Genomic DNA, 22,330 nt, shown 5'->3' with positions numbered 1-22,330 from the left:
CATGGGGATGTGACTTTCGGGCATACAGTTTTTTATGTTTTCTTCGACCCGAATCGCCCCCGGCTTCGTAGGCGCGCGGAGTGACCGCTCCTAGCCGAGAGCCGCAGGTCGCGAGGGACGGTTCTCAATCTTAAGTGCACATGCAGTGAGATTGCGCGGTTTCCCTGTCGCGAGAATAAGCGATTGCCAGCGGCGTCACCGAATGGATTTGGCGAATCTGCCCCTCTGTCCACTAGCATGTGACATGACGGGATTGAGCGGTGCATCTCTGACTGATAGCATCTAGCTATCAATCTCAATGCTCATTTTCAGGAAGGGAATCCATGTCAAAGAAAGTTCTTGCTGCAGCGCTGGCCGCCATGGGGATATTGACCGGCATGCAGAATGCGGTGGCTGAAGACAACCTGTTCAAAAAATATGCTTACGACTCGCCGATAGCCAAATACACCGAGGCAGCAGGCTACTACGACTGTTCAGCCGAAATAGGTGCTACCGCACGATGCCTGGACGATGTGGATTTTCTGGATCAGAAGTTCACAGCGGCCCTGGTTTTCAGTGGTGACAAACTCATGTTGGTCTCGCTGTTTGCACCCTATGATCGTGACCTGTTCGCTCGCGCCGCTGGCGCTCTTGCAAAGACATTTACTCTGGTGTCGCTCGCTGACGGGAAATCCGTGCTGGATCTTATTGAGTTGGCGGGTAAAGCTAAAAACAATGATGAATACACAGCCACACTCACAAACTATGAGAGTGTGGCGTTGACCGCCAACAATGTGACCTACTCCTTTGTTGAAGGGCTCACCCCGACCAAGGGGTCCACTAACGCCCATAGTTTGATGAATTCAGCGCCTGACAACATCAGGGGTGCTGATTTGGTTGTCTCTGGCGAGGGTGACGAGTCCAGCATTCTCATCAAGTTTTCTTTCCCGAAACTGGACGAAAACAAGCTTGTTCAGCAAGCCAAGAAGCCAGTCGAGTCGTTCTGACCTCGCGCGTCCATTTGTGTTGGGCCCCGCAATAGCGGGGCTTCTGGTATTTGTAGGGCTGTATCCTGACTCCAGAATTTCGAGTTGACAGGGCAACTTAATCGCCTCGGTTTGGATAACGGAGAAGGACCATCATTGCCTTTTCGCTGCCGTTGCACTCTTCGCTTCCGAACTATGGCGCACGCTTAATCCAGATTTTCAGATTCTCCTGAGAACACTGCCAGGATCGCGCAATCTGCGCCTTCCTCTGAGGCTCCCTGGTTGCGAACATTCCCCACAGCACGGTCGACCTTGAACCATTCGAAGGCCTCGCTCGGTTCACCCTCTAATAACACCATCTGTTGGCGCGCTCCTTCGGTGTGGCCGGGTCTAACCACTCGCGGGCCAGCTTGGGAGACAAGACCACAGGGCGTCGATCGTGGACGTCCACCATGCCGCCCGCGCTGTCGGCAGCGATAATGACGAACCTATCGTGCTCATTGGGTTCGTGGACTGCGTTCGGGGATTGGCCGATCGCCGCGCACAAAATCGGTGTGCGGTCCTTGTGACGGATGAGGTAGGGCTCTTGTCGGGTCCACCTTCGTCCACCCACTCAAACCAATTGTTGATGGCGAAGATCGCCCGGTTCCTTGGCCTCTTGGCTGTTGAGTCTCGTCAGTCACCCTTCATCGAGATTTGTCCTTGCGCTACAGATGTACAGGGATGGCGCCGTGTTTGTAGCTATATCCGCCTGGGCCTCCACGTTGAGAGGGCAGCAGCGTGGCACCTAAGCTTGACAGCTTTCAGAGTTACGGCAATTCGCCAGTTTCTGGCTCGTATCTTGCTCAGTCCGCATATTGCCGTCAAAAAATGGACTGCCAGCAGCGCGTAAGCGGATTCGGAAATCTGTTCCTCGTCGCGGCGTCAAGCTAAGGGTGCTTCCAACAATGCATGTACATCGATATCGTCGGGGCTTGTAATCTCAGCTGCCCTTCGTGCCCCATGGGCAATTCTGAAAATCACAATTTCAAGAAGTCCATGCAGCTTGAGATGTTTCGCGACATCGTCCACAAAGCCAAGAGGGAAGGGATTACCTCGATTCACCTCTATAACTGGACCGAGCCCCTGATCCACCCGCGCATTGGCGAGTTCATCCAGGTCATCAACGAGGCCGGGATGCACAGCGGCATCAGTTCCAACCTGAACCTGGTCAAGAACATGGAAAAGGCCTTGATGGCCGAGCCGTCGTTCTTCCGGGTTTCGCTGTCCGGCTTCTATCAGGACACCTACAAGTTGGGGCATGTCGGCGGTGATATCGAAGTGGTCAAGCAGAACATGATCAGGCTGCGTGACCTCAAGCTGCACCATAACCTCGATACAGCCGTGGATGTCTACTACCACCGTTATCTGGATAACCTGGAAGAAGAAAGGTTGATGCGTGAGTTTTGCGAGCAACTGGGCTTCAGGTTCAGCACCGGATGTTCGGTGATGATGCCGCTCGAGAAAGCGCTGGCGATCATCGAGCGTGATCCTTCCGTCACGCCAACCGACCTTGAAACCCTCGAAAGATTGGCATTGCCGCCTTTCGACGATCTGGTGAACATGCTTCAGCACTACCCAAAGCACGAGTGCAGTCTGAAAGACAATATGCTGGTACTCGACTCCAACGGCAATGCGATCTTGTGCTGTTCCATTTTCAATCAGTCCGAGTATCACGTCGGCAGGTACCTGGATCTTTCCATCGAGGAACTGACCCGAGCCAAGAACACCCAGCCGCATTGTGTCGACCTGTGCAATCGGTGCGTAAAAAAGGGTATGCACTCCTACGCTTCGTCACCCAACCTGGGTCCGATGGAAAACCATGCCGTGAAGCGCATTATGGACTACCAGCGCCGAAGCATTCTTGGCCTGCCCATCGATAGCAAGAAGCTGGGACTGGATGGCGTGGCCGGCCCTGAAGAGTTCGATGAACAACTGTACCTTGCCGTGAATCATGATGTCAGGCAGGCGATTGCCAATGGCAGTTTCCCCAGCGGCTATCATCACTATCTGCTCTTTGGTCGCTTCGAGAACAGGGCGGGCGCCAGTGCTGCCCTGATGCCGTAGACGATCAGTCTCCCACAGGCACGGAGCGGCAGGAGATGGACACGCCGCTTCTCCGGGAAAATCAGTAGATCAATGATTTACCGAGCTTTTTTACGCGCCTGGCGGGCAGGATTTTGTCTTGAAAAGGGCATTTGCGAACTTGCTTCACCGGGACGGGATGTATATATTCCGTCCACTGTTTTGCAGGCGTCAGAACTGACACATCCATCGGTCAGCCTCGACTGCTTGCCGCGCTACCGCCCGAATGGCGAAACTGGTAGACGCATGGGACTTAAAATCCCCCGCTCGTAAGGGCGTGCCGGTTCGATTCCGGCTTCGGGCACCATTCAAAATCAAGGGTTTGCAGGCGAAAGCCAGTGCAAGCCCTTGTTCGTTTCTGGTCCGCAATTTTGGAGTTGGTCCGCAATTCACTTTGTGGGTGATACCTTTTTGCCTTTCCGATTGCGGATGTACTGCTCCGTCATTACCACCGTTGTATGCCCAAGTTGATCTTTGGCCTGCATGATATCGCCGCTGGATTCCGCCTTGTCCGTACCGGCTTTCGCCCGTAAATCTCGCATTTGAAATTCCGGCTTCGAAACCCCTGCCGCCTCCCTGGCCAAATCAAATCTCCTGCGCAACATCGCCACCGTCATTGGTGAGCCGTCCTCTGCCACGATCAGCCGCGTCGAGCGGATCTTGTGCCCAGCCTTCCTGGACATGATTCGATCAATCAATACCTTCAGCTCTCCGGTCACCTCAATCCTTCGCTTAGCCTTCGTCTTGCCCTGCAGCACCCATATTTGCCCGTTGCGGACATCCCGTTCGTCCATCAGTCGGGTGTCAGTTACCCGTTGCCCGGTCAGGTAGGCCAGGTCCATTGCGTCTTGAAGTCCCACATCAGCTTTGTCGTGAACACGTTTGAACAGTTCGTCTTCGACGTAGGTGTCTCGGCCGGTCTCTTTGTTGCCCTTGATGCCGGCGCATGGGTTGGCCAGGGCGGTGTAACCCTTGTCCCGTGCGTAGTTCCAGATCGCGCTCAGCAGCGCCTTCTCGCGGTTTGCCCGGACTGGGGCAGACTTTCGCCAGGTGAGATACTGCCGGACGTGAACCGGCTCGATCGTTTCGAGCGGCGCCGGCGGGTCATCGAAGAACGCGATCAGGTTTTTCAGCTCGCGCTTATTGTCGGCCTGGGAAGCAGAGCTCTTCGTCGGCACGACCTCGACCATGTATTTTTCGGACACGTAGCGAAACGTGATGACCTTCGACACCAGATCCGTCGCGGAGCGATCCCGTTCGAGCTTGGCGTATTCCATGATCGCCAAGCCGTAGTCGCTCCCCAATGGGATCTCTTTGCGATCCTTTCCGCCGGTGTCGTAGTAGTAGAACACCCGACCGCTGGCTTTTTTCCGCTCCCGTAACCGGGCAATCGATCCTGGTTTGCTTGGTCGTCGTCCCATTTCAGCTGGCCTTACGTGGTGTCCATACTGGTTTTTCTGCTTCGAGCATGCCGACGGCGGTAACGGCCTGAGCTGTAACGCTTGGCCAGCCGTTTACCTTAATCGTATGCCTGACGCCGTTTTTTTTCAGGTTGAGGATTTGACCCGCCTTGGTCCGCGCGCCAGTGAGCTCGCAAACCTCCTCATGGGATAGAAACTGGATGCTCATGCGCTGCTCCATGCCGCGCGTGGCGGCAGAAGGTGGTGATGGGTTATGCGATGACCTTGGCCAGAACCTTGTCGGCGACTGCCATTGCAGCCTGGGCATCGTTTACATAGGCGGGGTCGAATCCGCCGCACAGGTGGATGGTCGCTTGGCAGGCTCGTAGGTTTTCGCGGGTGAGCTTCAGCGCTGCCACCAGTTCCTCGGTCAGCGCTCGCTCTTCCCGACCGATATCCCAGAAGCTTTGCCCCCAGTGTCCGGCCGGTGGTGGGTTGTTGTTCTGCGCGCCGAATGCCAGTGCACCGACTACAGAGTCCAGCAGGTCGCGCTTGTAGGCGTTGTCGCCGTCGATGCTCAGACCGCGCCGGCGCAATGCGCTGACCACCTCGTCCCGGTCCAGGCCCTGGTCCTCGAGAACGATGTCCTGCTCTGGTGCACCTGGGGTGTAAATCACAAGTGCGATCTTGGCGCCCGGCCAGAGCTGCTCGCTGATTTTCACCAGTGCGTCGTTTGCTGTCTCATGGAAGCGTTGAAGAATTGCGGACATAGGAATTCCTCGCCCGCCGTACACCGGCAGGCTGTTGAGTTGGGGAATGGGGAATGGGGAAAGGGGGGGTAGCCGAATCGCTATGCGAAACTTTTTAGTACTTACTTGTACAAATATTCCTGTGTTGTAGAAGTTTTCGTGCCACACTCAAGATAGGTGAACTATTCGGTTAACCGGTTTTACAGACCGCCACAGCACATAGAGCACCACCATGAGTCCCACAGACGATTTACGATTCCAGGCCCACGTTCTTCTTGTTGAACTTGATGCTGCAACAACGCAGTTAATGATGCTGGTAGTTGCGGGCGAGCTTTCCGGCTCGAGCTGGGATGATGCGTTCGCTCGTCAAAGCTCCGCTTATGCAGCTTGGGTAACCGCCGTCAGAGGTGTCAAAGTCGACCCAATGCCAATTCTCGATGGTCGCCCTCCTGAGGAGCCGCTCACTTCCTGACATCACGTCAACGCGGCCCCTTCTAGCAGTACACGTAGGCGAACCAGGTGAGGGCTGGAGCTGTGAGCAGGATCATGGCGTCACCTCGCGGCGTGCCCATTGCGCATAGGGGCCGTCGTCCGTGTCGAAAATTCCGAGCAGGAACCAGCCGTCACCTGGGGGCGTCTCAGGCTCCCAGCCCAGACAGTGAGCCGCGCCGTCTTCCCAGTAGGGATGGGATTCCAAGTCGGAATCCATGTGCCAACCGGTGACCTTCAGGCCCTGGGCATCGAGCCACGATTTCCATGCTTCGGCATCTTCGTCGAAGTCCGGAATGTTTGGGTGATCCCAGTACCCGTCTTCATCGCGCACGACATCGACGGGGCCAATCAACTTTTCTTCAGACATGACTTCGTCCTTGCCGCTATAGCGGCTGAAAGTTGTACATAAAATTTTTATAAGTACAGATGTTGCGACCAGTTATCAGATACCGTTTTCACACGGTTGCACTTCGTTTGCGGGCGTTTAATTTTGGTATCTACTCACCATCACAAGATTGGGCGGGAGGGCCCTATGAGACTTCGAGGCGATATCTTCTGGGAGTGGGCAGACCCCGAGCTCCACAGCCGAACGCACGATGAAACTCTCAATGATGGGACTCACATCGATGTGCAAGTCAGGCTATCGCGCAACGGCGAAACACAAATGTTCATCGGGATTTATGGTCCCGACGGAATGGCTTTGTATGAAGAGGCTGATGACTCACACCCACGCGAATCGATGACCAGGGCACTGGCTTGGGGTGTCGGTCGAGCTCGTCAGCTGGCTGCCGCCGGAAGGTCAAGTACTCGCCGAGCGGCTTCTTCGAAGTAGCGACTGAGTTTCAAAGGGGAGGGGTGGTGTAAGTACGGACAGATGGGTATGAACTATTTTCCTCACACCACGCTCAACCGCTTGAGTGACAACTGTTACTCGATGGTGGTGATCTCCGCCCAGGGCAAAGAAATGGTTTCTATCGACGACTTCAGGGTCGAGTCACACCGGCTTCTGCTGGAACTGGATGCCGCCACAATGGGCATGATGCAACTGGTTTCATCCAGAGTTGTTTCAGGCCCGGACTGGGACGTTGCGAGCAGGAGACAGCACGATGCCTATGCGTGCTGGGATGCTTTTATGAATGCCCCACTCGTTCCAGCTGCCAAGAATTTCCCGCCTGCCTCCTGAGCGCGGCTATAGCGGCTGACTTTGAAGGGGGAGGGAGTTACAGCTGATTTGTGATGCGGGCGTGAGTACGCGCGGCGTGCATTTCGGCGTCGGTTGCCTTGCGCCCAGACACCCACATTCCGTCGGGATGACGCTTGAAGGTCCAGCCGTAGTGGGCGTTCGCCTCATCGATCATGATGGCGAACTCACCGCCGATGGTCTCGATCATGCCCTTGAACTGAACCTCGTCCGTGCGGCGAGCCGCAGGCATCACTAGCCGCATTTCATCAGGTGCCAGGGTCGGATCGATAACCACCGGGAAGCCAAACATCGGCGCGGGCCGCTCCATCCTGCACCAGAACGCCAAGACCTTTTCACCTTCGCTTTTAAAAGGGGTCAGCCACTGACCGTCAACCCGCTCGTGAGAGATCGAGAGGTGCACGGCGCGAGTTCGCTCTTTGCCATCTTCAAAAACATTGCCCGGCACGCGCAGCATCGACAGCGGCCGCAGGTCCTGGTCAAGTGTTTGGAGTTGCTGGATCAACTGACGGACAGTCTTGGGCGCGCCCCAAGTTACCGGATCAGGTGATACAGGCGGGGTCAGCTCATCAATCCGCTGATCCGCTGCGTTCAGGCGCAGGTGCAGGGCTTGCTCGCGGGCTTTGCACTCTTCGAGGTGCTGCGCCAGCGTGCACGCGAAGTCGCCGGCCAGACGCTCATTGATGTACTGGCGGTAGTCGTGACGCCGGAGCACGGTTTTGAAAAGTTCAGCGATGTACCCGCGCCCCCCATCTGGCGTATCGAGGTCAAATCTAGGCTCGGTCAGTTTGTTTTCTTTGGGCATGGGAAGTCCTCGCGGTTATATTCGGCCGACAGGCATGGAGGGCGTATGGAATTTGCGAACATTTATAGAACTTGTAAAAAGTCTCAGTCTTTGAAAAAAGGGCTCAAATCAGTTGAAGCGTGCCTTGAAAGGCAGGGAGTTATCTACGTCAACGTCGCAGAAGCGAAGGTCGATGGTTTTTGGCCAATACATGGGTACAGGATTACTACGCTCGATGGCACGGCTTTTTTTCCAAGAAGTCTATTGGAAGTTCCAAAAAATTCAGGCCTTACATGGATTCGGGATGCATTTTCTTCAGCAGATATAGTAATTCCTCCATACTACAGTCTGGGTTTCTTAAGTAGGCATGCTGCAAAAATAAGGGAGGAACAAAAGCACGAAGCTAAGATGGGATTTGGCGATTCCATGCTTATGGAGATGTACCCGCCAGAAGATTTAGCAGCACTAATTGTAGGGGTTTGGTCAAAAAGAAAAACATTTGATCTGTTTCACTCTCAATTGGTTGAGTCAGCTAAGGCCTATTGTCTCGGGCTTTATGGTGTGGCCATCGTTGGGCTATTGCCGTGCATCGAAGGGATTCTTAGACGGTTGGGTGTGTTGGCAGGAATAAGCGTAGAGGATTCAGTAAGTATTAGAACGCTTATCAAGGTTTTCAAACGACTTCAGCAAAAAGAGATAGATCGTATGCTTGATGGCTACGATTGGTATCCGAAGTCAGAAATTACTGTTGGCTTGCTAGATCATTTTGATGAGCGCGTTCAGATGTTCGAAAGTATATCGGCTTACATGAACTCAAAGCTCTATTTGCACACAGACTCGGCTCCTGAATACTTAACTCTAAATAGAAATGGCATAGCCCATGGCTTTTTTCATGGATACGCCACGCCCGGAAACTATTTAAGACTATTTAATCTTTTGAGCGCACTTTCTTTTTCTGCCGCTATGGTTGAGGGCAAAGGAAGCATGATGCATCCAGGCGCAAACGCTGAGTCAGAAGTCTTGGCCACTAGCTTACTTAAATGCGCATCCATCAAACACCATTTGAGCTGATGGTGAGTGACCAAGCTTCGATGACCATTCGCATAAGGTAAAAGTGGGTCAGGCGGCAACCATCAACGCTTCGATGATTCGTTGCCCTGCCAGTGGCGGAACCGCGTTGCCTGCCATGTGCATAGTCAGTCGATGATTGTCTGGGCGCTTGGTGTCTGCCGGGAACGACATGGCCGCAAGCGCTTCATTCGCCGAGAGCATTCGCATCTCATCGCCACGGACCAGGGCCCAGCGATCAAGTGTGGTGATGGTCCCAATTGGGCGGTTGATGTCGCGCCCGGTCAGCCCCGATCCCTTGCCGTAATAGGGCATGATGAATTGGTCACCGAAGCGCTCCCGGCCGTTTCGAACCCGGTCTAGCGTGGCCTGTGCGCGGCCAGGTTTCTCGATCGGTGACCAGCGGCCCGCTTCGAAGTCGAGGAAGCTGGCGGCTGGCACATGCTGGCGCCGGTGCAACTCGAGCATAAGCGGCGATTTGCTGCGGGTGCAGACCAGGAACAGACGGACACGGTGCTGCGGCACGCTAAGATCGGCGCAGTCGACAACATGGGGCGCGATCATGTAGCCCAAAGAGGCCATGGCCTGCGACCAGGCGGGGTACAACGCCCAGTCCGTGAACTCTTCGACATTCTCGACCAATACAACTTCCGGCCGGTGGTATTCGGCGGCCGATACTACCGCCCAGGCTGTCGATCGGGATGGATCGTGCTGAGCATTGCCGGATTTTTTGCCGCGGGCCTTCGAATGACCTTGGCAACACGGCGAGGCCAGCATGATGTCGTGGGCCGGCACTTTCGACCAGTCCGCCTGGTGCAGATCCTGGCAAACGTGAATTGCGTCCGGGTGGTTGGCGCTGTGCCACTCGACTGCGACCGGCCAGTGGTTGGCCGCCCATAGGACGTCGACGCCGGCCTCACGCGCACCGGTGGACCATCCGCCGAGACCGGCGAACAAATCGATTGCAGTAGGCATGTTGAGTTCTCAGTGTTCAGATGGGACGATCTGGCGCGGGAAAATCAGGTAGGTATCGAGATGTTTAACGTAAAGCTGTTTTTCACAATTCTTGTCGGACTCTTTTCTTTGAGCTCGTGCTTCTTATGGATCAAGTCGGCAACTGTTGAGGTTTTTCAGGATGAGGATGCGCGTGGAATGGCTGGTATTTATTTGACGAAGAGCAGCAGTAAAGGCACGGTTGACGTACTCAAAACTGCTGGAGAACAAACCAGATGGAACAAAGCGGCGGCTGCCAGTGCTGCGGCAGCAGCTATCTGCCAAGTCGCTTTGACGTGGATAACGTACTGACGCTATTCACAAAGGCCATATGCGGATGAGCAGCTGTTCTGGCTATCGGTGCGGGCAATAAGGTCGACCATGTCGAACTGGCGGCCACCGCGAGCGGTGTTGCTCCAATCGACTATCCGGTCAATGCCGTGCGTTACGGCGCTCACCTTGTCATCCGATCTGACGGTGGGGTCGGTGATGGTGGCGAAGAACGTTGCGGCCCCTCGCTTGCTGGCGATGCTCACCAGTCGCTCCCATTCGCGTACTCGGTCAACTTCCTCTGGCCACCTGGCGGCTATCTGCCTGAGTTCGTCTTTCGCACACATGATGCATGGCATGCACCCGACGCGATTGCAGCCTTGCAAGTACAGCGGGTTCGGTTTGATGCCGGCTGCCCGGTGAGCCTCGAAGACCGAATCAACTGTCCACTTCAAGATGGGTCGGTAGTTAAACAGGCCACCTCCAACCTCATCGCACTCTGGTAAGTACTTGCGGGCCGGCGACTCATCGGCCCTAACACCTTGCCAGGACAGCAGCATGTTCTCGCCGTCCATGAGTGGCAGGTAGACCTGCTCGATGATTGGGTTGCGCTTGAGCTCGTCGGTGCAGAATCTGGCTTTGGTGCTGGGGAAGCGGCCTTTCCACAGGCACAAGTCCAGGAATGGGTTGCCGGTCGGGTGTAGAACTTCCAGAGCTCCCAGCACCACGGATTCCGCAACACCCTTTTCGCGCCATTTCGTTTCGATGAATTTGCGCTTGCCGTGGATCTGCCTTGAGAAATCTGCCTTCACCCACCTGATGGGAACACCTGTGGCTTCAGCTAGATAGTGGATGTAGTCGTACGTCTCTGGATGCTCATGCCCGGTGTCAGCCACTACAGCGCTGAGGTTCGGCACCTCCAGCTCGCGGGCGACCAGCAGCGTAGCCGTGCTGTCTTTACCGCCGCTCATGCTGACGATGTTGTGAGTAGGCATAGGGGGATCCTCGCCGGCTGGCGTGATTCGTTGAAGTGGGGTATTTGTGTTCGGCCCGGCATGGAGCCGGATCAAGGAGAAGCGAAGTGTGGAAGCTGGTTTTTGCTCCGTTTTTGTTGCTGGTATCTGCTAACTGTCTCGCGGAATTGGTAGTGACGAGCCCGTCGGAAGCGTGCTCATTACTGTCTGAGTCTGGACTGCCAGGTGGTACGTGGCGCGACCAAGAAGATGGCACCTGGGGGTGCTCCAGTGATTACCTAGACATTGGGGCAGGATCCCTACCCAACAATCTCGCCTATTACGTCGATGGCGGTGTCGTTTCGATAACTCAGGTCAAGCTTGTTCTGAACTACAACAAGCCTAGCTCCAAGGAATCGGCAACTAAGGCATTGCTCTCAGCTTCTAGTCGCCTTTCACAAAAGGCTTTGGGAGTGAAGCTGCCTGCGTCAATTTCCAAGGCGATCAACTCTGGCAAGCCGACAACATCCGAGGCTGGATCCGGTGTTATTGATGTCCTTCGTGAAGATTGGCCAAATGGTAAAGGTTACGAAGTCCATGTGGTAATGAGATAGGCGCCTCCCTCCGTGACCGGTGGTGGCAATTTGGTTTTGGTTGGGGTATTACGGGTGACCGGCATGGGGCTGGATCAAGGAGTCGCGATGGGATTGTACAAGTACGTAACTGCCGACACAGCGAAAAGAATTCTGAAAGGAAGCATCCGATTTACCCAGCCTAGAGCTTTCAACGACCCATTTGAATTACTGCCCCAGTTTATTGTTCCTGAAAATACGGTAGATCATGTCGGAAGGTTCAAATTTTGTGTAATTAGCCCTAGAAGAAAAGGGTTGGACCGCAGTCATACGCCGGGAGATGATCAATTTAGAAGTGACATCCAAGCAAGAAATATAGCGGCTAACTTAAATTCTACTCTCGGAATTTTATGCCTAAGCCGTAATATTGATAGTTTGCTCATGTGGGGGCATTATGCCGGTGAGTATTCCGGAGCTTTAATAGAATTTGATGAAGGGCACGAGTTTTTCACAGGATTGAATCCAGTCAAATACCAAAAGCGACGTCCGGTATTTAATCTTTCAGACTTTTACGATCAGCCCGTCCCGATTTCAGATCTTTGCGTCAAATCAAATTCATGGTCGTATGAAAAGGAAGTTCGTTTAGTTAGGTCTGCCGAGGATTTATCAGACACTGGCAAGCTTATGAATGGTTATCCAGTGTTAACTATGGATATTCCTTTGGAGTGTATTAAGTCTGTTTATATTGGCGAGAGGATGAGTGTCGAGAATCAAAAAGAATTGTGGCGGCTGGTAAAGGATACAAATATTTCGCTTAGCTTGGCAGCGGTAGCAAACTGGGATTATTCTTTCAGATATGAATTGATTAAATATTCTGGGCCTCTAACCTCTTCGCCAATAATCAGTCCCAGAACAGCACATATTTTTAAAGATGATCCCAGCCAGTTTGGTGAGATGGCTCGTTGGATAATCGAGAACCATAAAATGTCGGAGTTTGTTAACAAAACCTGTTAGCTCCTGCCTCCAGCTTCGACGCCCGTATTGGCGAAACTCTCAAGCTGTCGCGACTGGCTTTCAGTAGTTACAAATTTAGGTCGCGACATGCTCGCGAAGCGGGTGGACTCTTCGGCCGTTGCGGCTGCCAGGTTGATCAGGAACGTCGACACGGTCTCCTGCCATTCCTCGAAGCCGTGGCGCTCGCCGAGGATCTGAAGCGCATCATCAAGCGCCTTAGAAACAATCAGCGTGCGCTTCTCGGCGCCAATCCGGTCGAGCAAGGCCTTCTCCTTGGCGCGCTTGTCCTTCTGCAATTCCGCGTTGCTCTTGGCCATGGCCTACCTCTTCAATTCCGCTGGCCGGCAAGTCCAGCCAGGTCTTTCGACGGCGCGTTGCCGTCCGGTTGATGTTTCGTTTCACTGAAGCTCCGAAAAGTTGAAGCTGTTCTCCCGGGCGGTGAGGCCGGCGCGCTTCGATTCCACGCTCGTCTAGTTGGCTGCCTCTATGACGGTGGGGCATTTGTCGGCCAGTTTCTTCATGCGCGGTGCCAGCTTGTCGCGCTTGGTGTGCTTGGTGTGCTTGGTGTGCTGCCTGGGTTCATGGAAGGTGGCGAACACCGTTACGCGCTGAGCAATAACCTCTGCAGCAGCGTCGTATGATGCATGCGTAGCAGGTTCACGGCGCGAAACGATACAGAGCATAGGTCGCAGCCACAGATCGAGGCCGTCGCAAGAATAGTCGGTGCGATATTGACATGAGGATTTTCCAGCCATCTCCGGTCTTGTTTTCTGAAGCTACCTAATGGCAAATGTATGGCATTCAGGTGAGAATGAGTCAGTAGGTGGGCTGAATTTTATGGATAAAGGTGGCGAGGGGCAGGCATTGAGAGAGTTTATTTTAATCGCTTTAATAGTTTTTATATTAAGCGTTAGTATTTTTAGTTTTTTTAAGCTAAAGATTGAGATTGGTTCCCAAGAGTCGAAAGTCGATCATCAGCCTTTAAATAATGTTTTAATCATCTGGGTGGCGCTGGTTATTGCTGCTGTCGTGCTTTTGTTCTTCGTGATGCTCAATGGCAAAAAACTTAATATTGAAAACAATATTGGGCAAATTGGTGATTTTGTAGGTGGCTTGATAAATCCGGTGCTGAGTTTTTTGGCACTCTTGGTCCTCTTAAGAACAACGATGATCCAGACAAATGAGGCAAGGAAAACGACAAATTTTATGGCTTTGCAGCAAAAGATACTTGAAGCTGAAAAGTTTGAAACTACGTTTTTCCACCTAGTGGATCGGGTGGAAAAATACTGCGAAACGTTCTTGCGCATTCAAAGTGAAGATACGAAAGCCAAGCGCTCGATGGTTGCGGAAGTGGTAAGAAAGATTTTGGAGAAACGTTCCGAATTTGACGCTATGAGCACAAGGGATCAATTAAAGTCATCGAGGCTGCACGTTTCTGAGCTTGTCGAAAATGATGATCTTAATATTTTTATTCATCGGGTGGTCAGGGTGATAACTACAATAGCAGACTCATCAATTTCTGAAGATGAAAAGCGCTATTATATTAACCTATTTAGAGACACTTTGCTTCCGGAGGAAAGAATTGTATTCACCAGCTATATTTTTTTCAGGTCAAAGCCGGTGAGAAAATTGGTTAAGGATTTTGAGTTTTGCTATCTCAAAAATCATGCGTTTCCATGCCGGGTAATCGCTGAGTTTTATGGGAAAAGTGACAGCTAAATGCTTTCGTTATTTCTCGGCTACGCGCATCACGAATTTACAGGTGAGCCGCGTCATTGCCGTATCTCCTCTGGAGCATCTCACGCAGCTACTTTAACCTGATGCCAGGCGCCGGCAGCGTAGAACAGCTTCGCTGCTTGTGCTTCTTCCATCGAGATCTCGTCGGGAATGGCGATCCAGCCCGAGGCAACCAGATGGTTCGGGTTCGCGCTGTTTCGCAGCTCCAGGTAGTAATGCTCGATGGCGTCAGTCAGGCGCTCGACCTTGTAGATGCCCTCCGGTGAGATCTCCACCGACTTCACGTACTCGGCGCCGCGTTCGTCGCGACACATGGCGCTGAGGTAGATCGTCCATCGGTAGGAGAAGTCGAAGAGGGCATTGGCGATCGCCAGGCTTTGGATCTGCCGGCAGCTTTTCCAATTCGCCATGATCTGCGACCCGCTGGGGTCGATGTTCACTACGGCAACGTGGTTGGTCCGCAGCAGCGCCCGGCAGCTGCGCTCGGCCCGGGCGAATCCGTTGTTGGGCTTGCGGACCTTGCTCATAGCGAGGCAGCCATTTTGCGCAGGGCCTGGCGCTCAGCCCAGTTCAAACCCTTGGGTTTGCGCTTGAGGACCGTTTCAGGGTCTATCCGGGTTGAGCGGGGAGGTGGGATGGGATTGCGCGGCGGGCTTTTCAGTTGGGCGATCTGCCCGCCGGCAGCCAGGTACTGAGCGATCCGGTCGTTGAGTGATTCCGCGCTCTGCCGCTGCTGCTCGATGAGATTGAGGTGGTTGCTGATCATGGCGGCCTCACTTGATGCGGATTGAACTGTCGCCGCGCTCGAGGTGAGCCCAGGCCGGTTCTTCGATGAGTTCATGTTCCGCGTCCTCGCCGGCGTCCATGCGCTTGCGCACGGCCTCGTTGTGCTCGCGGATTTCCTTGAGCTTCGCGGCAATCGCGGTCTTGTCCGGGGCAATGCTGGACTTCACGACCGTCAGTTCATCTGGAACGGCGTCCTCGTTGTCGACGATCACCTTCTCGCGGCCGGCGGCAAGTGTGATGGTGAACAGTGGTCGCTTGATCGTCTTGATGTTCGCGGCTTCCATGTTCCGGCGCAGGTAGTCGCTGATCTGAGTGACGCTGTTCGACTTGATGCGCTTGAGCTCGGCCAGGCGCTCGATCTCATTGTCGATGGCGGTCACGTCGCTTTCGATGTTTCGACGCAGCATGACGATGTTGTCGGCCTTCTCGTTGAAGTCGCCGGCGATCTCGTCCATGGCGTGCTGCAAGGCCTCTTTCAGGCCCTCGTCGTCGGTGTCAGCCATGGCCTGGAGTTCTGCCAGTTTGCCGGTGAGTGCGTAGAGCTGGGTCATGCTGCGTTCTCCTTACCTGCATTGAGCGATGCTTGTCGCTCTTCAAATGCGCGAGTTATCCGGGCGATGAAAGTCGGCTCATTGCGCCGAGTCGCCTCGCGGATATATTTGACGTTCAGCATTTTCAGCTCATGACTGGTCACGGCCTTGCCGATTGTTTCGACTGCTGAGTTGAGCCAATCCAAACGCTCCTGTTTCTGGCGCAGGATCTCGGCATCCTTGTCTGCGGCTTGCTCGATGGCCTGCTCCTCTTTGAGCTGGTCGACGTAGGTCTGGTCGTCAAAGAGGCCAAGGAACACGTCGGCGCTGAAGCCGAGCATCGACAGGGCCTTCTTGATGGCGTCGGTCAGCGATTTCTTTGGCGCCTCGCCATCAGTCGTCATGCCGTAGCTGGTCTTGTACTGATAGCGGGTGCAGCCGTACTGCTCGATCTCGCCGCGCTGGCCGTCCTGCATAAACCAGAGGGCGATTTTTACCGTGTGCCCGATCTCGCGACCGATGCATGCGCGCTTTTCGCCTTCGCCGGTGAAGATTTCGTGCCCCTCATCGAAGCGTTCTTCGACAATCCTCCACCCCCAGCCGATGCCGACCGGACCAAACAGCTCGGTGGCCTTCATGACCATCGCGGTACCGCTCAGGCTGGTGATGTCCTGCCCGTTGACCTTGGCTTTCTTGGTGAATCGGGTGTCGGTCTTCTCGACCTGGCCCCAGATCCGCATGTTCTGTTCGGACATGATTGCTCTCCGCGCCACCGGAGAGGGGCGCTGTGAAGGGGGTTATTGGGTGGCAGCGTTGATGGCGATTCGAAGGCGCATCATTTCCTGAAACTCAATGTTTTCTGCAACGTCGCCAACGCCCGGGGCGTAATCAAACGAGTCGATGAATTTTCCCCATGCCTCGCAGACCTCCATGGCCGACTTGAGAAGCTCTGGCGCCGCCGCGAACAGTTTGGCGTTGGCCTGTTGCTGCTCTGGCGTCTCGGTCGGGCCAACCACTGCAACTTCCTGAATCGTTGAGTCGCGCAGCCTGGCTTCAACGTAGATCGTTCCGCCGTGCGGGCAGGTGGTGAAGAATGGACCCGGTGTATGTGTCGTTTCGAACATACGAAATCCTTGCCGCGACATGCGCAGCGCTTGAAATTGAAAGTCAGGAAGTGATGTGGCCGGAGTAGGCGCTTGCCAGAATCCAGGCAGAGAAGAAGAGCAGGGCGATGGCCGATCCGCGCCAGAACGAGACGCGCCTGGCGCGCTGGTAGCGGGTCACAGCTCCACCAGCCGGCCCCGGGGATCGATCCCCCAGTCGCCTTCCATGAAAGCCGAGTTCTCGCGGGCATGGTGCGGCCAGTCGCCTTTCACCGGGGATTCAAGCTCGCATACCAGAGTGTCGCGAGGGCGCTTGAGGATGCCTTCCAGCTGCTCGACCTGCTCGTCAATGAGCGATTTAACCAGGGGAGTACTCACGCAGCCTCCTTGCGCTGCCGACTGATCTTCAGCAGGCGGGCGCTGTAGTGGTGGAATTCTTCGGCAGTGATATCGCCGGAGGTGAAGTGGCGGACGATCAGTCCCTCGACGAGGGTGTCGTCGAGCTGGCGCACTTCCGGATGCTCAAGGGCTTCCAGCGCCTGATCGATGGCGATGTGCGGGCTCACAGCTCGTCATCCTCGGCCTGGGCGATCAGAGCGTCATCGACCAAGGGCCGGAGTAGGGCCTCGGCGATTTCGCCCAGCTTGCCGAATGGGTGGTCGCTGTGACCTAGTAGCTCATTCACGGCCACCTTGTCGCCCTTGCCGTAGGCCGTGGTGATCAGCAGCCAGCCCAGGGCGGAGGTGTGCACCTCACAGTCAGCGAGACGCTTGTTTGCGTACTCATCCACCGCCAGGGCGAACTCTTCGGCCTTCACGCCCTGAGGCGAGCACATGCGGCGCTGGAACTTCACGTCGCGACCGTAGCGGACCATCTGCTCGACGGCGTTGTACAGCCATTCAGACCGAGCCAGTTCCTGCGGGCTCTCGCTCACTGGTGGGGGCGACTTCGCGTCGTGCATCGCCTGACAGATATTCAGTGCTGCGTTCATGGTCGCCTCCAGAGTGGCGGGTAGTTATGTAGCTCGGCCGTGGTTCGGGTGAAACCCGTGCTTAAGCTCTGCAGACTTTCTCGCCGCTGCAGCTTCAAGAAGTGACTTGAATTGCCCGAGGCGTAGGAGCTCTGCGTTAACGCCGATGGTTGCTCGATAGGTTGAAGAGTCTTTGAGGAAATAAACGCCGTGCAGTCCGCTCCGATTTAGGTGCTGAAGCCTGGCGTTTCGATTGTTTTCGGTGATCGTGACGAGCCGAAGATTTTCGATTTGGTTGTCTGATCTATCGCCGTTGGTATAGCCACGTTCCACGTTGAGCCGATTGGCCTCGCGGATGCAGGCATCCAGGTCTTCGTCGGCGAATAACTGCATCTCGCCGCGCAGGGTGATGCGAAGAACCTTGTTCATTGTGTTGCCCTCGGTGATTTTCCCGTCTGGCCCTGTCGCCAAGGCCAGCCAGTGAAATCAGGCAGCGCGTACCTTGCTGGCCCTTGCCTTCAACTCCTTGCCGTCGACATCAACGACCAGGTATTCGCCACCACCTCGGCCATGACCCAGGTTATTGGTGCCCACGAACTTGCCCGTCTTTTCGGTGCCGCGAGGGTTGGTGAGGATGACCGCCTGGCCTTTCTTGAATCCGCTCATATGAGCTCCTTTCGGTTGGGTGATTTCCCGTCAGCTCCTCGTGAGAAGAGCTGCCAGTGAAATCTGTTCGCCGTGACCCGCTACTGGCGGCCGTCACTGGCTTGAATCGTGTTGTTCTTCCAGCCGCGGGCCTTTCGGCTTGTTCTCCCGCTGGATAACTGTTCTTGGCGCTTTACGCTGCGCGCCCGGGTCAGTTGCCAACCCTCTGAACCGTTGAGGCCGGTTCATCGCTGCCTTTGAATCTGGGCCGGTGGTAATCCGGCAAGGGGTGTCGCTAAAGAGCGGCGCGGCTTTCGCTGCTGGGCCGGTGTTGCTTTGGCTTGCGAATAAAAGTAGCAGCGCTGCTATTTAATGTAAATAGCGCTGCTAATAATATTTTCTGTGGACGCAAAAAAACTCCTCCGATTGAAGGGGCTTCTGGTTGAGGTTTGGCTAGCTGATAGAATCGCGCGACTGGACCATGGAGGCGTGGATGCGCGGATTATTGATGGTGGGCCTGGCTTTTGCCGTGACGGGGTGCGGGGGGAGTGATATTGATCGGGCTAGAATTGCGGTCTCTGAACGCCTGAAGGATCCTGATTCTGCGAAATTCCGGAATGAGCGGCAGGTTGCTGATGGCGGCGTTTGTGGAGAGGTGAACGGAAAAAATGGATTCGGAGCCTATTCTGGGTTCGCTCCATTCTTTGCCATGAAAAGGCCGAATGGTTTTGACGTGATGATTGACTCCAGTCTGTCAGACCAGTTCGTCAGTAAGGTTTGCGGCTATACGATTGTCAGCCCGCAAACAAAGGAGCCGGAGTAGACCAGGGAGATTCCTGGTATCCATTGGGCTGTCCAAGTTGCATCTGTAAGTAACGAGAAAACAGCCGAGAAGCTAATGCAAGATCTCAGTGTCCCAGGCTGGAAGCCATACACGACGAGGCGAGACGGCAGGATCCGAGTTTTCCTTGGGCCATTCTCCACCCGGTCCGAGGCCAAAGCTTCGATGGATGAGTTGGCGAGCAAAAAAGCCTTGAAAGGATTTGTGCTGCGATACAGCGAGCCGGAGGCGTCGAGCAAGTAATCGTAGATAGGACAGGGTAGGGCAGGCATGAAAAAGCCCGGCGCTGGGCTGTATGTGCTCAATCAATTGATGGCAAAATAGCTCCTTGTCGAATCGAGCAACCCACAATCGGAGCGCATTATGTCAATGGAACTGGGAGGTAATAGCGGGACTGAAACCTCAGAGAGCACAGTGTTTTTCAGTGATGAGAATACTGAGGTGAGCCTCCGTTTCGAATCTGATGACCAATCAATTTGGGCTACCAGTCAAAACATAGCCGACTTGTTTGGTGTGGACGTATCAAATGCTCGAAAGCACATTCGGAATATCTATTCCGATGATGAGCTACAGAAAACCGCAACTAAGGCAAAATTTGCCTCAGTTCAAATTGAAGGTGGTCGCGAAGTTGTCCGCCCCGACGTAGCACACTACAGCCTCGATATGATCCTCTCGGTCGGCTATCGGGTGAACGCCAAGAGGGCCGTAAAGTTTCGGCAGTGGGCGACTCACACCCTCAAGGCATACATCGAACAAGGCTACGTAATCAACGAGAAGGCTCTCCGCGAGTCTCCCGAAAAGCTAAACAAGCTGGCCGCCGCGGTTCGAGCGCTTCGATCTGAAGAAAAGCAGGTTTATGCGAAGGTCCGAGAATGTTTCAGGATTTGCGCATCCGATTACGACCCACTCTCGAAGGAGGTCAGAAGCTTCTATGCCCTGCTGCAGGACAAGTTTCATCACGCAGTCACTGGCATGACCAGCTCAAAGCTTATTCTGGATCGCGCAAACCATAAGTCTCAAAATATGGGCATGCAAGTCATAAAAGGCACATCGCCAACGCTGGAAGAAGCAAAGACCGGCAAAAACTACCTGAATAACGAAGAGCTTTATCGGCTCCATTTGCTCTCTGAGCAGTTCATGCTATACGCCGAAAGCACCGCTCTCACTAAACGCCCAATGACTATGGCGTCGCTGCATGGAAAGCTAGATGCTCTACTCATTTTCAACGACTACCCCGTGTTCAGCGGGTACGAAGATTACATTAAGGAAGAGGCAGTGAGCCACGCTCGACAGGAGCTTGGGTTGTATAAAAAACGTCTAAAAATCGAGTCGCTTGGTTACGAGTATGACGAAGACGCTTTAGCGGCCGGCGAATACGACGAACTGCTGATTGACGCATAGTTTACATACCGGGCGTCACGCTGGCGCCCTCACAAATCAGAGATGCACCACTTACTCAGCCTTCCCCCCCCCTCACCTCAGCCTCCAATTTTAGCGCGAGTACATCGCCCACCAGAACACGTGCCCCAAGATCGAAATCTGCTGCTCCTGGATCTGCTGGAACGTGTAGTCCTCGTCCGGATGCTCGTCACGGTTGAAGCTACGCAGGCGAATTCCGATCGGAATCCGGTAGACCTGCTTCACTCGGAGCTGGCCGTTATGGTTGATGGCGTACATCTCGCCGTCGACGATATCGCTCAATGAGTTTTTCCCGACGTTCACGCCGACCGTCGCGCCGTCGCGCAGCACGGGCATCATGCTGTTCCCGCCGACCTTTACGCACTTCGCATTGCTGAATTGAACGCCGTTGTGACGCAGATCTTTCTTATCGAAGCGCAAACGTGAATTGGTGCATTCCTCAATCGCGAACCTGCCGGATCCAGCCGCCAGCTCGACTTCGTGAAGGAAGGGGACGTAGACCTCGTCGTCATCGAGTGGGGTGTCGTCGTCCCACGGCTCGATTGTATCCATTCTCACGCTGGGCTGAATGCGCTCTTGCTGGACAGTAGCAACGGTGGACATCAGGCGGGGGCTGACTTCGCGAGCGTCGAAATTCAACGTCTTCGCAAGCTTCAGTAGCGCTTCTACGTTAAGCGGCACCTTTCCGGTGGCGTATTGACTGAATGCACTCTGCCCAGACCATCCACACGCCTCGGCAACATCCGCTTGGGTCAGGCTGCGGCCGGCAGCCTTTGCGGTTGATTTTCGCTGCTCATAGATAGCTTTGAGCCTGGCGCTCTCGGCAACTTCTTCGGGAGTAAGGGGGCGGCGTATTTTCATGCCGACAAGAGTATTAGCAGACCTGATATTTTCGCAAATAGCGCTGCTAGTAATTTGTTGCTGATAAAAAGCAGCGCTGCTACTATCCATGGCAGATATCAAGCCGTGGTAATTCCATGAAAAAGATCCCTTTGAGCAAATACCTAGAAGAGCACGGCACTCAAGCCGCGCTTGCTGCTGCTCTCGGCGTGAACCAGAGCGCGATCTCGCAGATGGTTCGAGCCGGGAGAAGCATCGAAATCACACTTCATAACGATGGGCGTATCGAGGCGAATGAGATTCGCCCGATCCCGGCACGTCCCAAGCGAACAGCAGCTTGAAGAATTCATTGCTGACCGACTGAACAAATGATCGCCCCTGTGTCAGCAGGGCGCCACGTAAAGAAATTCGAGGTGTTACATGCAGGAATTGATGAGCGCGATCTACGACGTGGTCGACACCCACGGGGCAAGCAGGATTGCCGAAGGGGCCGACTTCACCAGCCGCACGCTGCTGTCGCAGAAGGCCAACCCAAATTACGACAGCCACAAGATGAACGTGGAGGAACTGCATCGGGTGATGAAGTTCACCCAGGACTTCCGGCCGCTCAAGGCCTGGGCTGAATCATTCGGTTTCGACCTGGTGCCGAAGGAAAAACCCGAGGGCATCAACCTGAATCAAGCGTTGCTGCGCCTGCATGCCGATCTTGCCGACGTGACCCGCCTGGCGTTCGACGCCCAGGCCGACGGTCGCGTCTGCTCCGCGGAGAAAACGAGCCTGCTCAAAGAGGCTGAAGAAGTGATTGTCAGTCTGGAAGTGTTCAAGCAGTCGGTGAAGGCCGCCTGAAGATTTCCGCGCATGCGCGGAATTTTCG

Annotated in this window: 35 protein-coding genes, 1 tRNA gene and 1 pseudogene; 16 read left to right on the top strand and 21 right to left on the bottom strand. The window is 54.6% G+C overall.

Annotation, left to right across the window (positions count from 1 at the left end):
- Positions 1 to 323 precede the first annotated feature (323 nt).
- On the top strand, positions 324 to 986 hold the full coding sequence (locus ACM6IM_RS09255) for a hypothetical protein (RefSeq protein ID WP_192308395.1): 663 nt from the start codon (positions 324 to 326) through the stop codon (positions 984 to 986).
- A 185-nt stretch (positions 987 to 1,171) separates the two neighbouring features.
- On the opposite strand, the pseudogene ACM6IM_RS09250 reads toward ACM6IM_RS09255, so the two are convergent.
- Positions 1,172 to 1,613 (bottom strand): annotated as a pseudogene (locus ACM6IM_RS09250) (SOS response-associated peptidase family protein); the annotation flags it as partial.
- Positions 1,614 to 1,916: 303 nt separating this feature from the next.
- Between ACM6IM_RS09250 and ACM6IM_RS09245 the strand changes: the two are divergent.
- Both ACM6IM_RS09245 and ACM6IM_RS09240 read left to right on the top strand, forming a co-directional pair.
- Positions 1,917 to 3,071, top strand: coding sequence for a radical SAM protein (locus ACM6IM_RS09245; protein ID WP_414864938.1), 1,155 nt, complete (start codon positions 1,917 to 1,919; stop codon positions 3,069 to 3,071).
- Positions 3,072 to 3,309: 238 nt separating this feature from the next.
- A tRNA-Leu gene (locus ACM6IM_RS09240) sits at positions 3,310 to 3,396 on the top strand.
- A gap of 82 nt (positions 3,397 to 3,478) precedes the next feature.
- Here ACM6IM_RS09240 and xerC read toward each other — a convergent pair.
- Genes xerC through ACM6IM_RS09225 form a run of 3 tightly spaced genes read right to left on the bottom strand, consistent with a single transcriptional unit; the run spans position 3,479 to position 5,259 of the window.
- Positions 3,479 to 4,510 carry a site-specific integrase gene (gene xerC, locus ACM6IM_RS09235; protein ID WP_414864937.1) on the bottom strand — a complete coding sequence of 344 codons (1,032 nt, stop codon included), beginning with the start codon at positions 4,508 to 4,510 and terminating at the stop codon, positions 3,479 to 3,481.
- 1 nt (position 4,511) lies between these two features.
- Positions 4,512 to 4,718 carry a DUF4224 domain-containing protein gene (locus ACM6IM_RS09230; RefSeq protein ID WP_414864936.1) on the bottom strand — a complete coding sequence of 69 codons (207 nt, stop codon included), beginning with the start codon at positions 4,716 to 4,718 and terminating at the stop codon, positions 4,512 to 4,514.
- Positions 4,719 to 4,761: 43 nt separating this feature from the next.
- Entirely contained in the window at positions 4,762 to 5,259 is a 498-nt protein-coding gene (locus ACM6IM_RS09225) for a hypothetical protein (RefSeq protein WP_414864935.1), read from the bottom strand.
- Between the two features lie 211 nt (positions 5,260 to 5,470).
- On the opposite strand from ACM6IM_RS09225, the gene ACM6IM_RS09220 reads away from it, so the two are divergent.
- Complete coding sequence (locus tag ACM6IM_RS09220; RefSeq protein WP_414864934.1) at positions 5,471 to 5,710, top strand: hypothetical protein; 240 nt, start codon at positions 5,471 to 5,473, stop codon at positions 5,708 to 5,710.
- A gap of 72 nt (positions 5,711 to 5,782) precedes the next feature.
- On the opposite strand, the gene ACM6IM_RS09215 is transcribed toward ACM6IM_RS09220, so the two are convergent.
- The gene (locus tag ACM6IM_RS09215) at positions 5,783 to 6,097 is read right to left on the bottom strand and encodes a hypothetical protein (RefSeq protein WP_414864933.1); all 315 of its coding nucleotides are present in this window, start codon (positions 6,095 to 6,097) and stop codon (positions 5,783 to 5,785) included.
- A 165-nt stretch (positions 6,098 to 6,262) separates the two neighbouring features.
- Here ACM6IM_RS09215 and ACM6IM_RS09210 point away from each other — a divergent pair, with 165 nt between their 5' ends.
- Both ACM6IM_RS09210 and ACM6IM_RS09205 read left to right on the top strand, forming a co-directional pair.
- A complete protein-coding gene (locus ACM6IM_RS09210; RefSeq protein WP_414864932.1) occupies positions 6,263 to 6,562 on the top strand; it encodes a hypothetical protein in 300 nt (99 codons plus the stop codon).
- 48 nt (positions 6,563 to 6,610) lie between these two features.
- A complete protein-coding gene (locus tag ACM6IM_RS09205; protein WP_414864931.1) occupies positions 6,611 to 6,913 on the top strand; it encodes a hypothetical protein in 303 nt (100 codons plus the stop codon).
- Between the two features lie 37 nt (positions 6,914 to 6,950).
- Here the strand turns inward: ACM6IM_RS09205 and ACM6IM_RS09200 are convergent, their stop codons facing one another.
- On the bottom strand, positions 6,951 to 7,736 hold the full coding sequence (locus ACM6IM_RS09200) for a hypothetical protein (protein ID WP_414864930.1): 786 nt from the start codon (positions 7,734 to 7,736) through the stop codon (positions 6,951 to 6,953).
- A gap of 45 nt (positions 7,737 to 7,781) precedes the next feature.
- On the opposite strand from ACM6IM_RS09200, the gene ACM6IM_RS09195 reads away from it, so the two are divergent.
- Positions 7,782 to 8,786, top strand: coding sequence for a hypothetical protein (locus ACM6IM_RS09195; RefSeq protein WP_414864929.1), 1,005 nt, complete (start codon positions 7,782 to 7,784; stop codon positions 8,784 to 8,786).
- Between the two features lie 48 nt (positions 8,787 to 8,834).
- Here ACM6IM_RS09195 and ACM6IM_RS09190 read toward each other — a convergent pair whose 3' ends face one another.
- Positions 8,835 to 9,758 (bottom strand): DNA cytosine methyltransferase, encoded by a 924-nt coding sequence (locus tag ACM6IM_RS09190; RefSeq protein WP_414864928.1) that lies wholly within the window; start codon positions 9,756 to 9,758, stop codon positions 8,835 to 8,837.
- A 12-nt stretch (positions 9,759 to 9,770) separates the two neighbouring features.
- On the opposite strand from ACM6IM_RS09190, the gene ACM6IM_RS09185 reads away from it, so the two are divergent.
- Positions 9,771 to 10,088 carry a hypothetical protein gene (locus tag ACM6IM_RS09185; protein ID WP_414864927.1) on the top strand — a complete coding sequence of 106 codons (318 nt, stop codon included), beginning with the start codon at positions 9,771 to 9,773 and terminating at the stop codon, positions 10,086 to 10,088.
- Positions 10,089 to 10,090: 2 nt separating this feature from the next.
- On the opposite strand, the gene ACM6IM_RS09180 is transcribed toward ACM6IM_RS09185, so the two are convergent.
- On the bottom strand, positions 10,091 to 11,041 hold the full coding sequence (locus ACM6IM_RS09180; protein ID WP_414864926.1) for a phosphoadenosine phosphosulfate reductase family protein: 951 nt from the start codon (positions 11,039 to 11,041) through the stop codon (positions 10,091 to 10,093).
- Between the two features lie 86 nt (positions 11,042 to 11,127).
- Between ACM6IM_RS09180 and ACM6IM_RS09175 the strand changes: the two genes are divergently transcribed.
- On the top strand, positions 11,128 to 11,613 hold the full coding sequence (locus tag ACM6IM_RS09175; RefSeq protein WP_414864925.1) for a DUF6030 family protein: 486 nt from the start codon (positions 11,128 to 11,130) through the stop codon (positions 11,611 to 11,613).
- 12 nt (positions 11,614 to 11,625) lie between these two features.
- Positions 11,626 to 12,585, top strand: a complete 960-nt coding sequence (locus ACM6IM_RS09170) for a DUF2971 domain-containing protein (RefSeq protein WP_414864924.1) — start codon at positions 11,626 to 11,628, stop codon at positions 12,583 to 12,585.
- Here the strand turns inward: ACM6IM_RS09170 and ACM6IM_RS09165 are convergent.
- Together ACM6IM_RS09165 and ACM6IM_RS09160 are read right to left on the bottom strand one after the other, a co-directional pair.
- Positions 12,582 to 12,902: a hypothetical protein gene (locus tag ACM6IM_RS09165; RefSeq protein WP_414864923.1), complete on the bottom strand. Its 321-nt coding sequence runs from the start codon at positions 12,900 to 12,902 to the stop codon at positions 12,582 to 12,584. The two genes, ACM6IM_RS09170 and ACM6IM_RS09165, sit on opposite strands and share 4 nt — an antisense overlap.
- A gap of 153 nt (positions 12,903 to 13,055) precedes the next feature.
- On the bottom strand, positions 13,056 to 13,340 hold the full coding sequence (locus ACM6IM_RS09160) for a hypothetical protein (RefSeq protein ID WP_414864922.1): 285 nt from the start codon (positions 13,338 to 13,340) through the stop codon (positions 13,056 to 13,058).
- A gap of 28 nt (positions 13,341 to 13,368) precedes the next feature.
- Between ACM6IM_RS09160 and ACM6IM_RS09155 the strand changes: the two genes are divergently transcribed.
- Positions 13,369 to 14,304, top strand: a complete 936-nt coding sequence (locus ACM6IM_RS09155; protein ID WP_414864921.1) for a hypothetical protein — start codon at positions 13,369 to 13,371, stop codon at positions 14,302 to 14,304.
- A gap of 80 nt (positions 14,305 to 14,384) precedes the next feature.
- Here ACM6IM_RS09155 and ACM6IM_RS09150 read toward each other — a convergent pair whose 3' ends face one another.
- The 10 genes from ACM6IM_RS09150 to ACM6IM_RS09105 form a co-directional block, all read right to left on the bottom strand.
- Positions 14,385 to 14,849 (bottom strand): hypothetical protein, encoded by a 465-nt coding sequence (locus tag ACM6IM_RS09150; RefSeq protein WP_414864920.1) that lies wholly within the window; start codon positions 14,847 to 14,849, stop codon positions 14,385 to 14,387.
- Positions 14,846 to 15,088 carry a hypothetical protein gene (locus tag ACM6IM_RS09145; RefSeq protein ID WP_414864919.1) on the bottom strand — a complete coding sequence of 81 codons (243 nt, stop codon included), beginning with the start codon at positions 15,086 to 15,088 and terminating at the stop codon, positions 14,846 to 14,848. The genes ACM6IM_RS09150 and ACM6IM_RS09145 overlap by 4 nt, the downstream gene beginning before the upstream one ends.
- Positions 15,089 to 15,095: 7 nt before the next feature.
- Positions 15,096 to 15,659 carry a siphovirus Gp157 family protein gene (locus ACM6IM_RS09140; protein ID WP_414864918.1) on the bottom strand — a complete coding sequence of 188 codons (564 nt, stop codon included), beginning with the start codon at positions 15,657 to 15,659 and terminating at the stop codon, positions 15,096 to 15,098.
- On the bottom strand, positions 15,656 to 16,393 hold the full coding sequence (locus ACM6IM_RS09135; RefSeq protein ID WP_414864917.1) for a hypothetical protein: 738 nt from the start codon (positions 16,391 to 16,393) through the stop codon (positions 15,656 to 15,658). Before ACM6IM_RS09135 ends, ACM6IM_RS09140 begins: the two co-directional genes overlap by 4 nt.
- A 42-nt stretch (positions 16,394 to 16,435) precedes the next feature.
- The gene (locus ACM6IM_RS09130; protein WP_414864916.1) at positions 16,436 to 16,762 is read right to left on the bottom strand and encodes a hypothetical protein; all 327 of its coding nucleotides are present in this window, start codon (positions 16,760 to 16,762) and stop codon (positions 16,436 to 16,438) included.
- 156 nt (positions 16,763 to 16,918) lie between these two features.
- A complete protein-coding gene (locus ACM6IM_RS09125) occupies positions 16,919 to 17,119 on the bottom strand; it encodes a hypothetical protein (protein ID WP_414864915.1) in 201 nt (66 codons plus the stop codon).
- Entirely contained in the window at positions 17,116 to 17,307 is a 192-nt protein-coding gene (locus ACM6IM_RS09120) for a hypothetical protein (protein WP_414864914.1), read from the bottom strand. Before ACM6IM_RS09120 ends, ACM6IM_RS09125 begins: the two co-directional genes overlap by 4 nt.
- Positions 17,304 to 17,732 carry a hypothetical protein gene (locus ACM6IM_RS09115; protein ID WP_414864913.1) on the bottom strand — a complete coding sequence of 143 codons (429 nt, stop codon included), beginning with the start codon at positions 17,730 to 17,732 and terminating at the stop codon, positions 17,304 to 17,306. Before ACM6IM_RS09115 ends, ACM6IM_RS09120 begins: the two co-directional genes overlap by 4 nt.
- A 24-nt stretch (positions 17,733 to 17,756) precedes the next feature.
- Complete coding sequence (locus ACM6IM_RS09110; RefSeq protein WP_414864912.1) at positions 17,757 to 18,140, bottom strand: HNH endonuclease; 384 nt, start codon at positions 18,138 to 18,140, stop codon at positions 17,757 to 17,759.
- 57 nt (positions 18,141 to 18,197) lie between these two features.
- Positions 18,198 to 18,377, bottom strand: a complete 180-nt coding sequence (locus ACM6IM_RS09105; RefSeq protein WP_414864911.1) for a hypothetical protein — start codon at positions 18,375 to 18,377, stop codon at positions 18,198 to 18,200.
- Positions 18,378 to 18,849: 472 nt separating this feature from the next.
- Here ACM6IM_RS09105 and ACM6IM_RS09100 point away from each other — a divergent pair, with 472 nt between their 5' ends.
- From ACM6IM_RS09100 to rhuM, 3 genes are all read left to right on the top strand, one after another.
- Positions 18,850 to 19,179: a hypothetical protein gene (locus ACM6IM_RS09100; RefSeq protein ID WP_414864910.1), complete on the top strand. Its 330-nt coding sequence runs from the start codon at positions 18,850 to 18,852 to the stop codon at positions 19,177 to 19,179.
- Between the two features lie 9 nt (positions 19,180 to 19,188).
- A complete protein-coding gene (locus ACM6IM_RS09095) occupies positions 19,189 to 19,440 on the top strand; it encodes an SPOR domain-containing protein (protein WP_414865481.1) in 252 nt (83 codons plus the stop codon).
- A 120-nt stretch (positions 19,441 to 19,560) separates the two neighbouring features.
- On the top strand, positions 19,561 to 20,598 hold the full coding sequence (gene rhuM, locus ACM6IM_RS09090; protein WP_414864909.1) for a RhuM family protein: 1,038 nt from the start codon (positions 19,561 to 19,563) through the stop codon (positions 20,596 to 20,598).
- A gap of 90 nt (positions 20,599 to 20,688) precedes the next feature.
- Here the strand turns inward: rhuM and ACM6IM_RS09085 are convergent, their stop codons facing one another.
- Positions 20,689 to 21,477, bottom strand: a complete 789-nt coding sequence (locus ACM6IM_RS09085; RefSeq protein WP_414865480.1) for a LexA family transcriptional regulator — start codon at positions 21,475 to 21,477, stop codon at positions 20,689 to 20,691.
- 116 nt (positions 21,478 to 21,593) lie between these two features.
- Here ACM6IM_RS09085 and ACM6IM_RS09080 point away from each other — a divergent pair, with 116 nt between their 5' ends.
- Complete coding sequence (locus ACM6IM_RS09080; RefSeq protein ID WP_414864908.1) at positions 21,594 to 21,797, top strand: Cro/CI family transcriptional regulator; 204 nt, start codon at positions 21,594 to 21,596, stop codon at positions 21,795 to 21,797.
- A gap of 79 nt (positions 21,798 to 21,876) precedes the next feature.
- Positions 21,877 to 22,302: a phage regulatory CII family protein gene (locus ACM6IM_RS09075; protein WP_414864907.1), complete on the top strand. Its 426-nt coding sequence runs from the start codon at positions 21,877 to 21,879 to the stop codon at positions 22,300 to 22,302.
- Positions 22,303 to 22,330 lie beyond the last annotated feature (28 nt).

The sequence above is a fragment of the Pseudomonas sp. IT-P12 genome (assembly GCF_949767465.1).
Lineage (GTDB): Bacteria > Pseudomonadota > Gammaproteobacteria > Pseudomonadales > Pseudomonadaceae > Aquipseudomonas.
The sequence above is the reverse complement of the archived record's forward strand: the minus strand, read 5'-3'. Positions and strand labels throughout refer to the sequence as shown.

Coding starts and splice junctions, on each gene's coding strand:
- ACM6IM_RS09165 (WP_414864923.1), bottom strand. CDS start 12,902: ATGGCCAAGAGCAACGCGGAATTGCAGAAGGACAAGCGCGCCAAGGAG.
- ACM6IM_RS09140 (WP_414864918.1), bottom strand. CDS start 15,659: ATGACCCAGCTCTACGCACTCACCGGCAAACTGGCAGAACTCCAGGCC.
- ACM6IM_RS09255 (WP_192308395.1), top strand. CDS start 324: ATGTCAAAGAAAGTTCTTGCTGCAGCGCTGGCCGCCATGGGGATATTG.
- ACM6IM_RS09105 (WP_414864911.1), bottom strand. CDS start 18,377: ATGAGCGGATTCAAGAAAGGCCAGGCGGTCATCCTCACCAACCCTCGC.
- ACM6IM_RS09220 (WP_414864934.1), top strand. CDS start 5,471: ATGAGTCCCACAGACGATTTACGATTCCAGGCCCACGTTCTTCTTGTT.
- ACM6IM_RS09245 (WP_414864938.1), top strand. CDS start 1,917: ATGTACATCGATATCGTCGGGGCTTGTAATCTCAGCTGCCCTTCGTGC.
- ACM6IM_RS09110 (WP_414864912.1), bottom strand. CDS start 18,140: ATGAACAAGGTTCTTCGCATCACCCTGCGCGGCGAGATGCAGTTATTC.
- rhuM (WP_414864909.1), top strand. CDS start 19,561: ATGTCAATGGAACTGGGAGGTAATAGCGGGACTGAAACCTCAGAGAGC.
- ACM6IM_RS09160 (WP_414864922.1), bottom strand. CDS start 13,340: ATGGCTGGAAAATCCTCATGTCAATATCGCACCGACTATTCTTGCGAC.
- ACM6IM_RS09115 (WP_414864913.1), bottom strand. CDS start 17,732: ATGAACGCAGCACTGAATATCTGTCAGGCGATGCACGACGCGAAGTCG.
- ACM6IM_RS09145 (WP_414864919.1), bottom strand. CDS start 15,088: ATGATCAGCAACCACCTCAATCTCATCGAGCAGCAGCGGCAGAGCGCG.
- ACM6IM_RS09195 (WP_414864929.1), top strand. CDS start 7,782: ATGGAATTTGCGAACATTTATAGAACTTGTAAAAAGTCTCAGTCTTTG.
- ACM6IM_RS09075 (WP_414864907.1), top strand. CDS start 21,877: ATGCAGGAATTGATGAGCGCGATCTACGACGTGGTCGACACCCACGGG.
- ACM6IM_RS09205 (WP_414864931.1), top strand. CDS start 6,611: ATGAACTATTTTCCTCACACCACGCTCAACCGCTTGAGTGACAACTGT.
- ACM6IM_RS09155 (WP_414864921.1), top strand. CDS start 13,369: ATGGCAAATGTATGGCATTCAGGTGAGAATGAGTCAGTAGGTGGGCTG.
- ACM6IM_RS09200 (WP_414864930.1), bottom strand. CDS start 7,736: ATGCCCAAAGAAAACAAACTGACCGAGCCTAGATTTGACCTCGATACG.
- xerC (WP_414864937.1), bottom strand. CDS start 4,510: ATGGGACGACGACCAAGCAAACCAGGATCGATTGCCCGGTTACGGGAG.
- ACM6IM_RS09135 (WP_414864917.1), bottom strand. CDS start 16,393: ATGTCCGAACAGAACATGCGGATCTGGGGCCAGGTCGAGAAGACCGAC.
- ACM6IM_RS09085 (WP_414865480.1), bottom strand. CDS start 21,477: ATGAAAATACGCCGCCCCCTTACTCCCGAAGAAGTTGCCGAGAGCGCC.
- ACM6IM_RS09190 (WP_414864928.1), bottom strand. CDS start 9,758: ATGCCTACTGCAATCGATTTGTTCGCCGGTCTCGGCGGATGGTCCACC.
- ACM6IM_RS09150 (WP_414864920.1), bottom strand. CDS start 14,849: ATGAGCAAGGTCCGCAAGCCCAACAACGGATTCGCCCGGGCCGAGCGC.
- ACM6IM_RS09215 (WP_414864933.1), bottom strand. CDS start 6,097: ATGTCTGAAGAAAAGTTGATTGGCCCCGTCGATGTCGTGCGCGATGAA.
- ACM6IM_RS09225 (WP_414864935.1), bottom strand. CDS start 5,259: ATGTCCGCAATTCTTCAACGCTTCCATGAGACAGCAAACGACGCACTG.
- ACM6IM_RS09100 (WP_414864910.1), top strand. CDS start 18,850: ATGCGCGGATTATTGATGGTGGGCCTGGCTTTTGCCGTGACGGGGTGC.
- ACM6IM_RS09180 (WP_414864926.1), bottom strand. CDS start 11,041: ATGCCTACTCACAACATCGTCAGCATGAGCGGCGGTAAAGACAGCACG.
- ACM6IM_RS09080 (WP_414864908.1), top strand. CDS start 21,594: ATGAAAAAGATCCCTTTGAGCAAATACCTAGAAGAGCACGGCACTCAA.
- ACM6IM_RS09210 (WP_414864932.1), top strand. CDS start 6,263: ATGAGACTTCGAGGCGATATCTTCTGGGAGTGGGCAGACCCCGAGCTC.
- ACM6IM_RS09230 (WP_414864936.1), bottom strand. CDS start 4,718: ATGAGCATCCAGTTTCTATCCCATGAGGAGGTTTGCGAGCTCACTGGC.
- ACM6IM_RS09130 (WP_414864916.1), bottom strand. CDS start 16,762: ATGTTCGAAACGACACATACACCGGGTCCATTCTTCACCACCTGCCCG.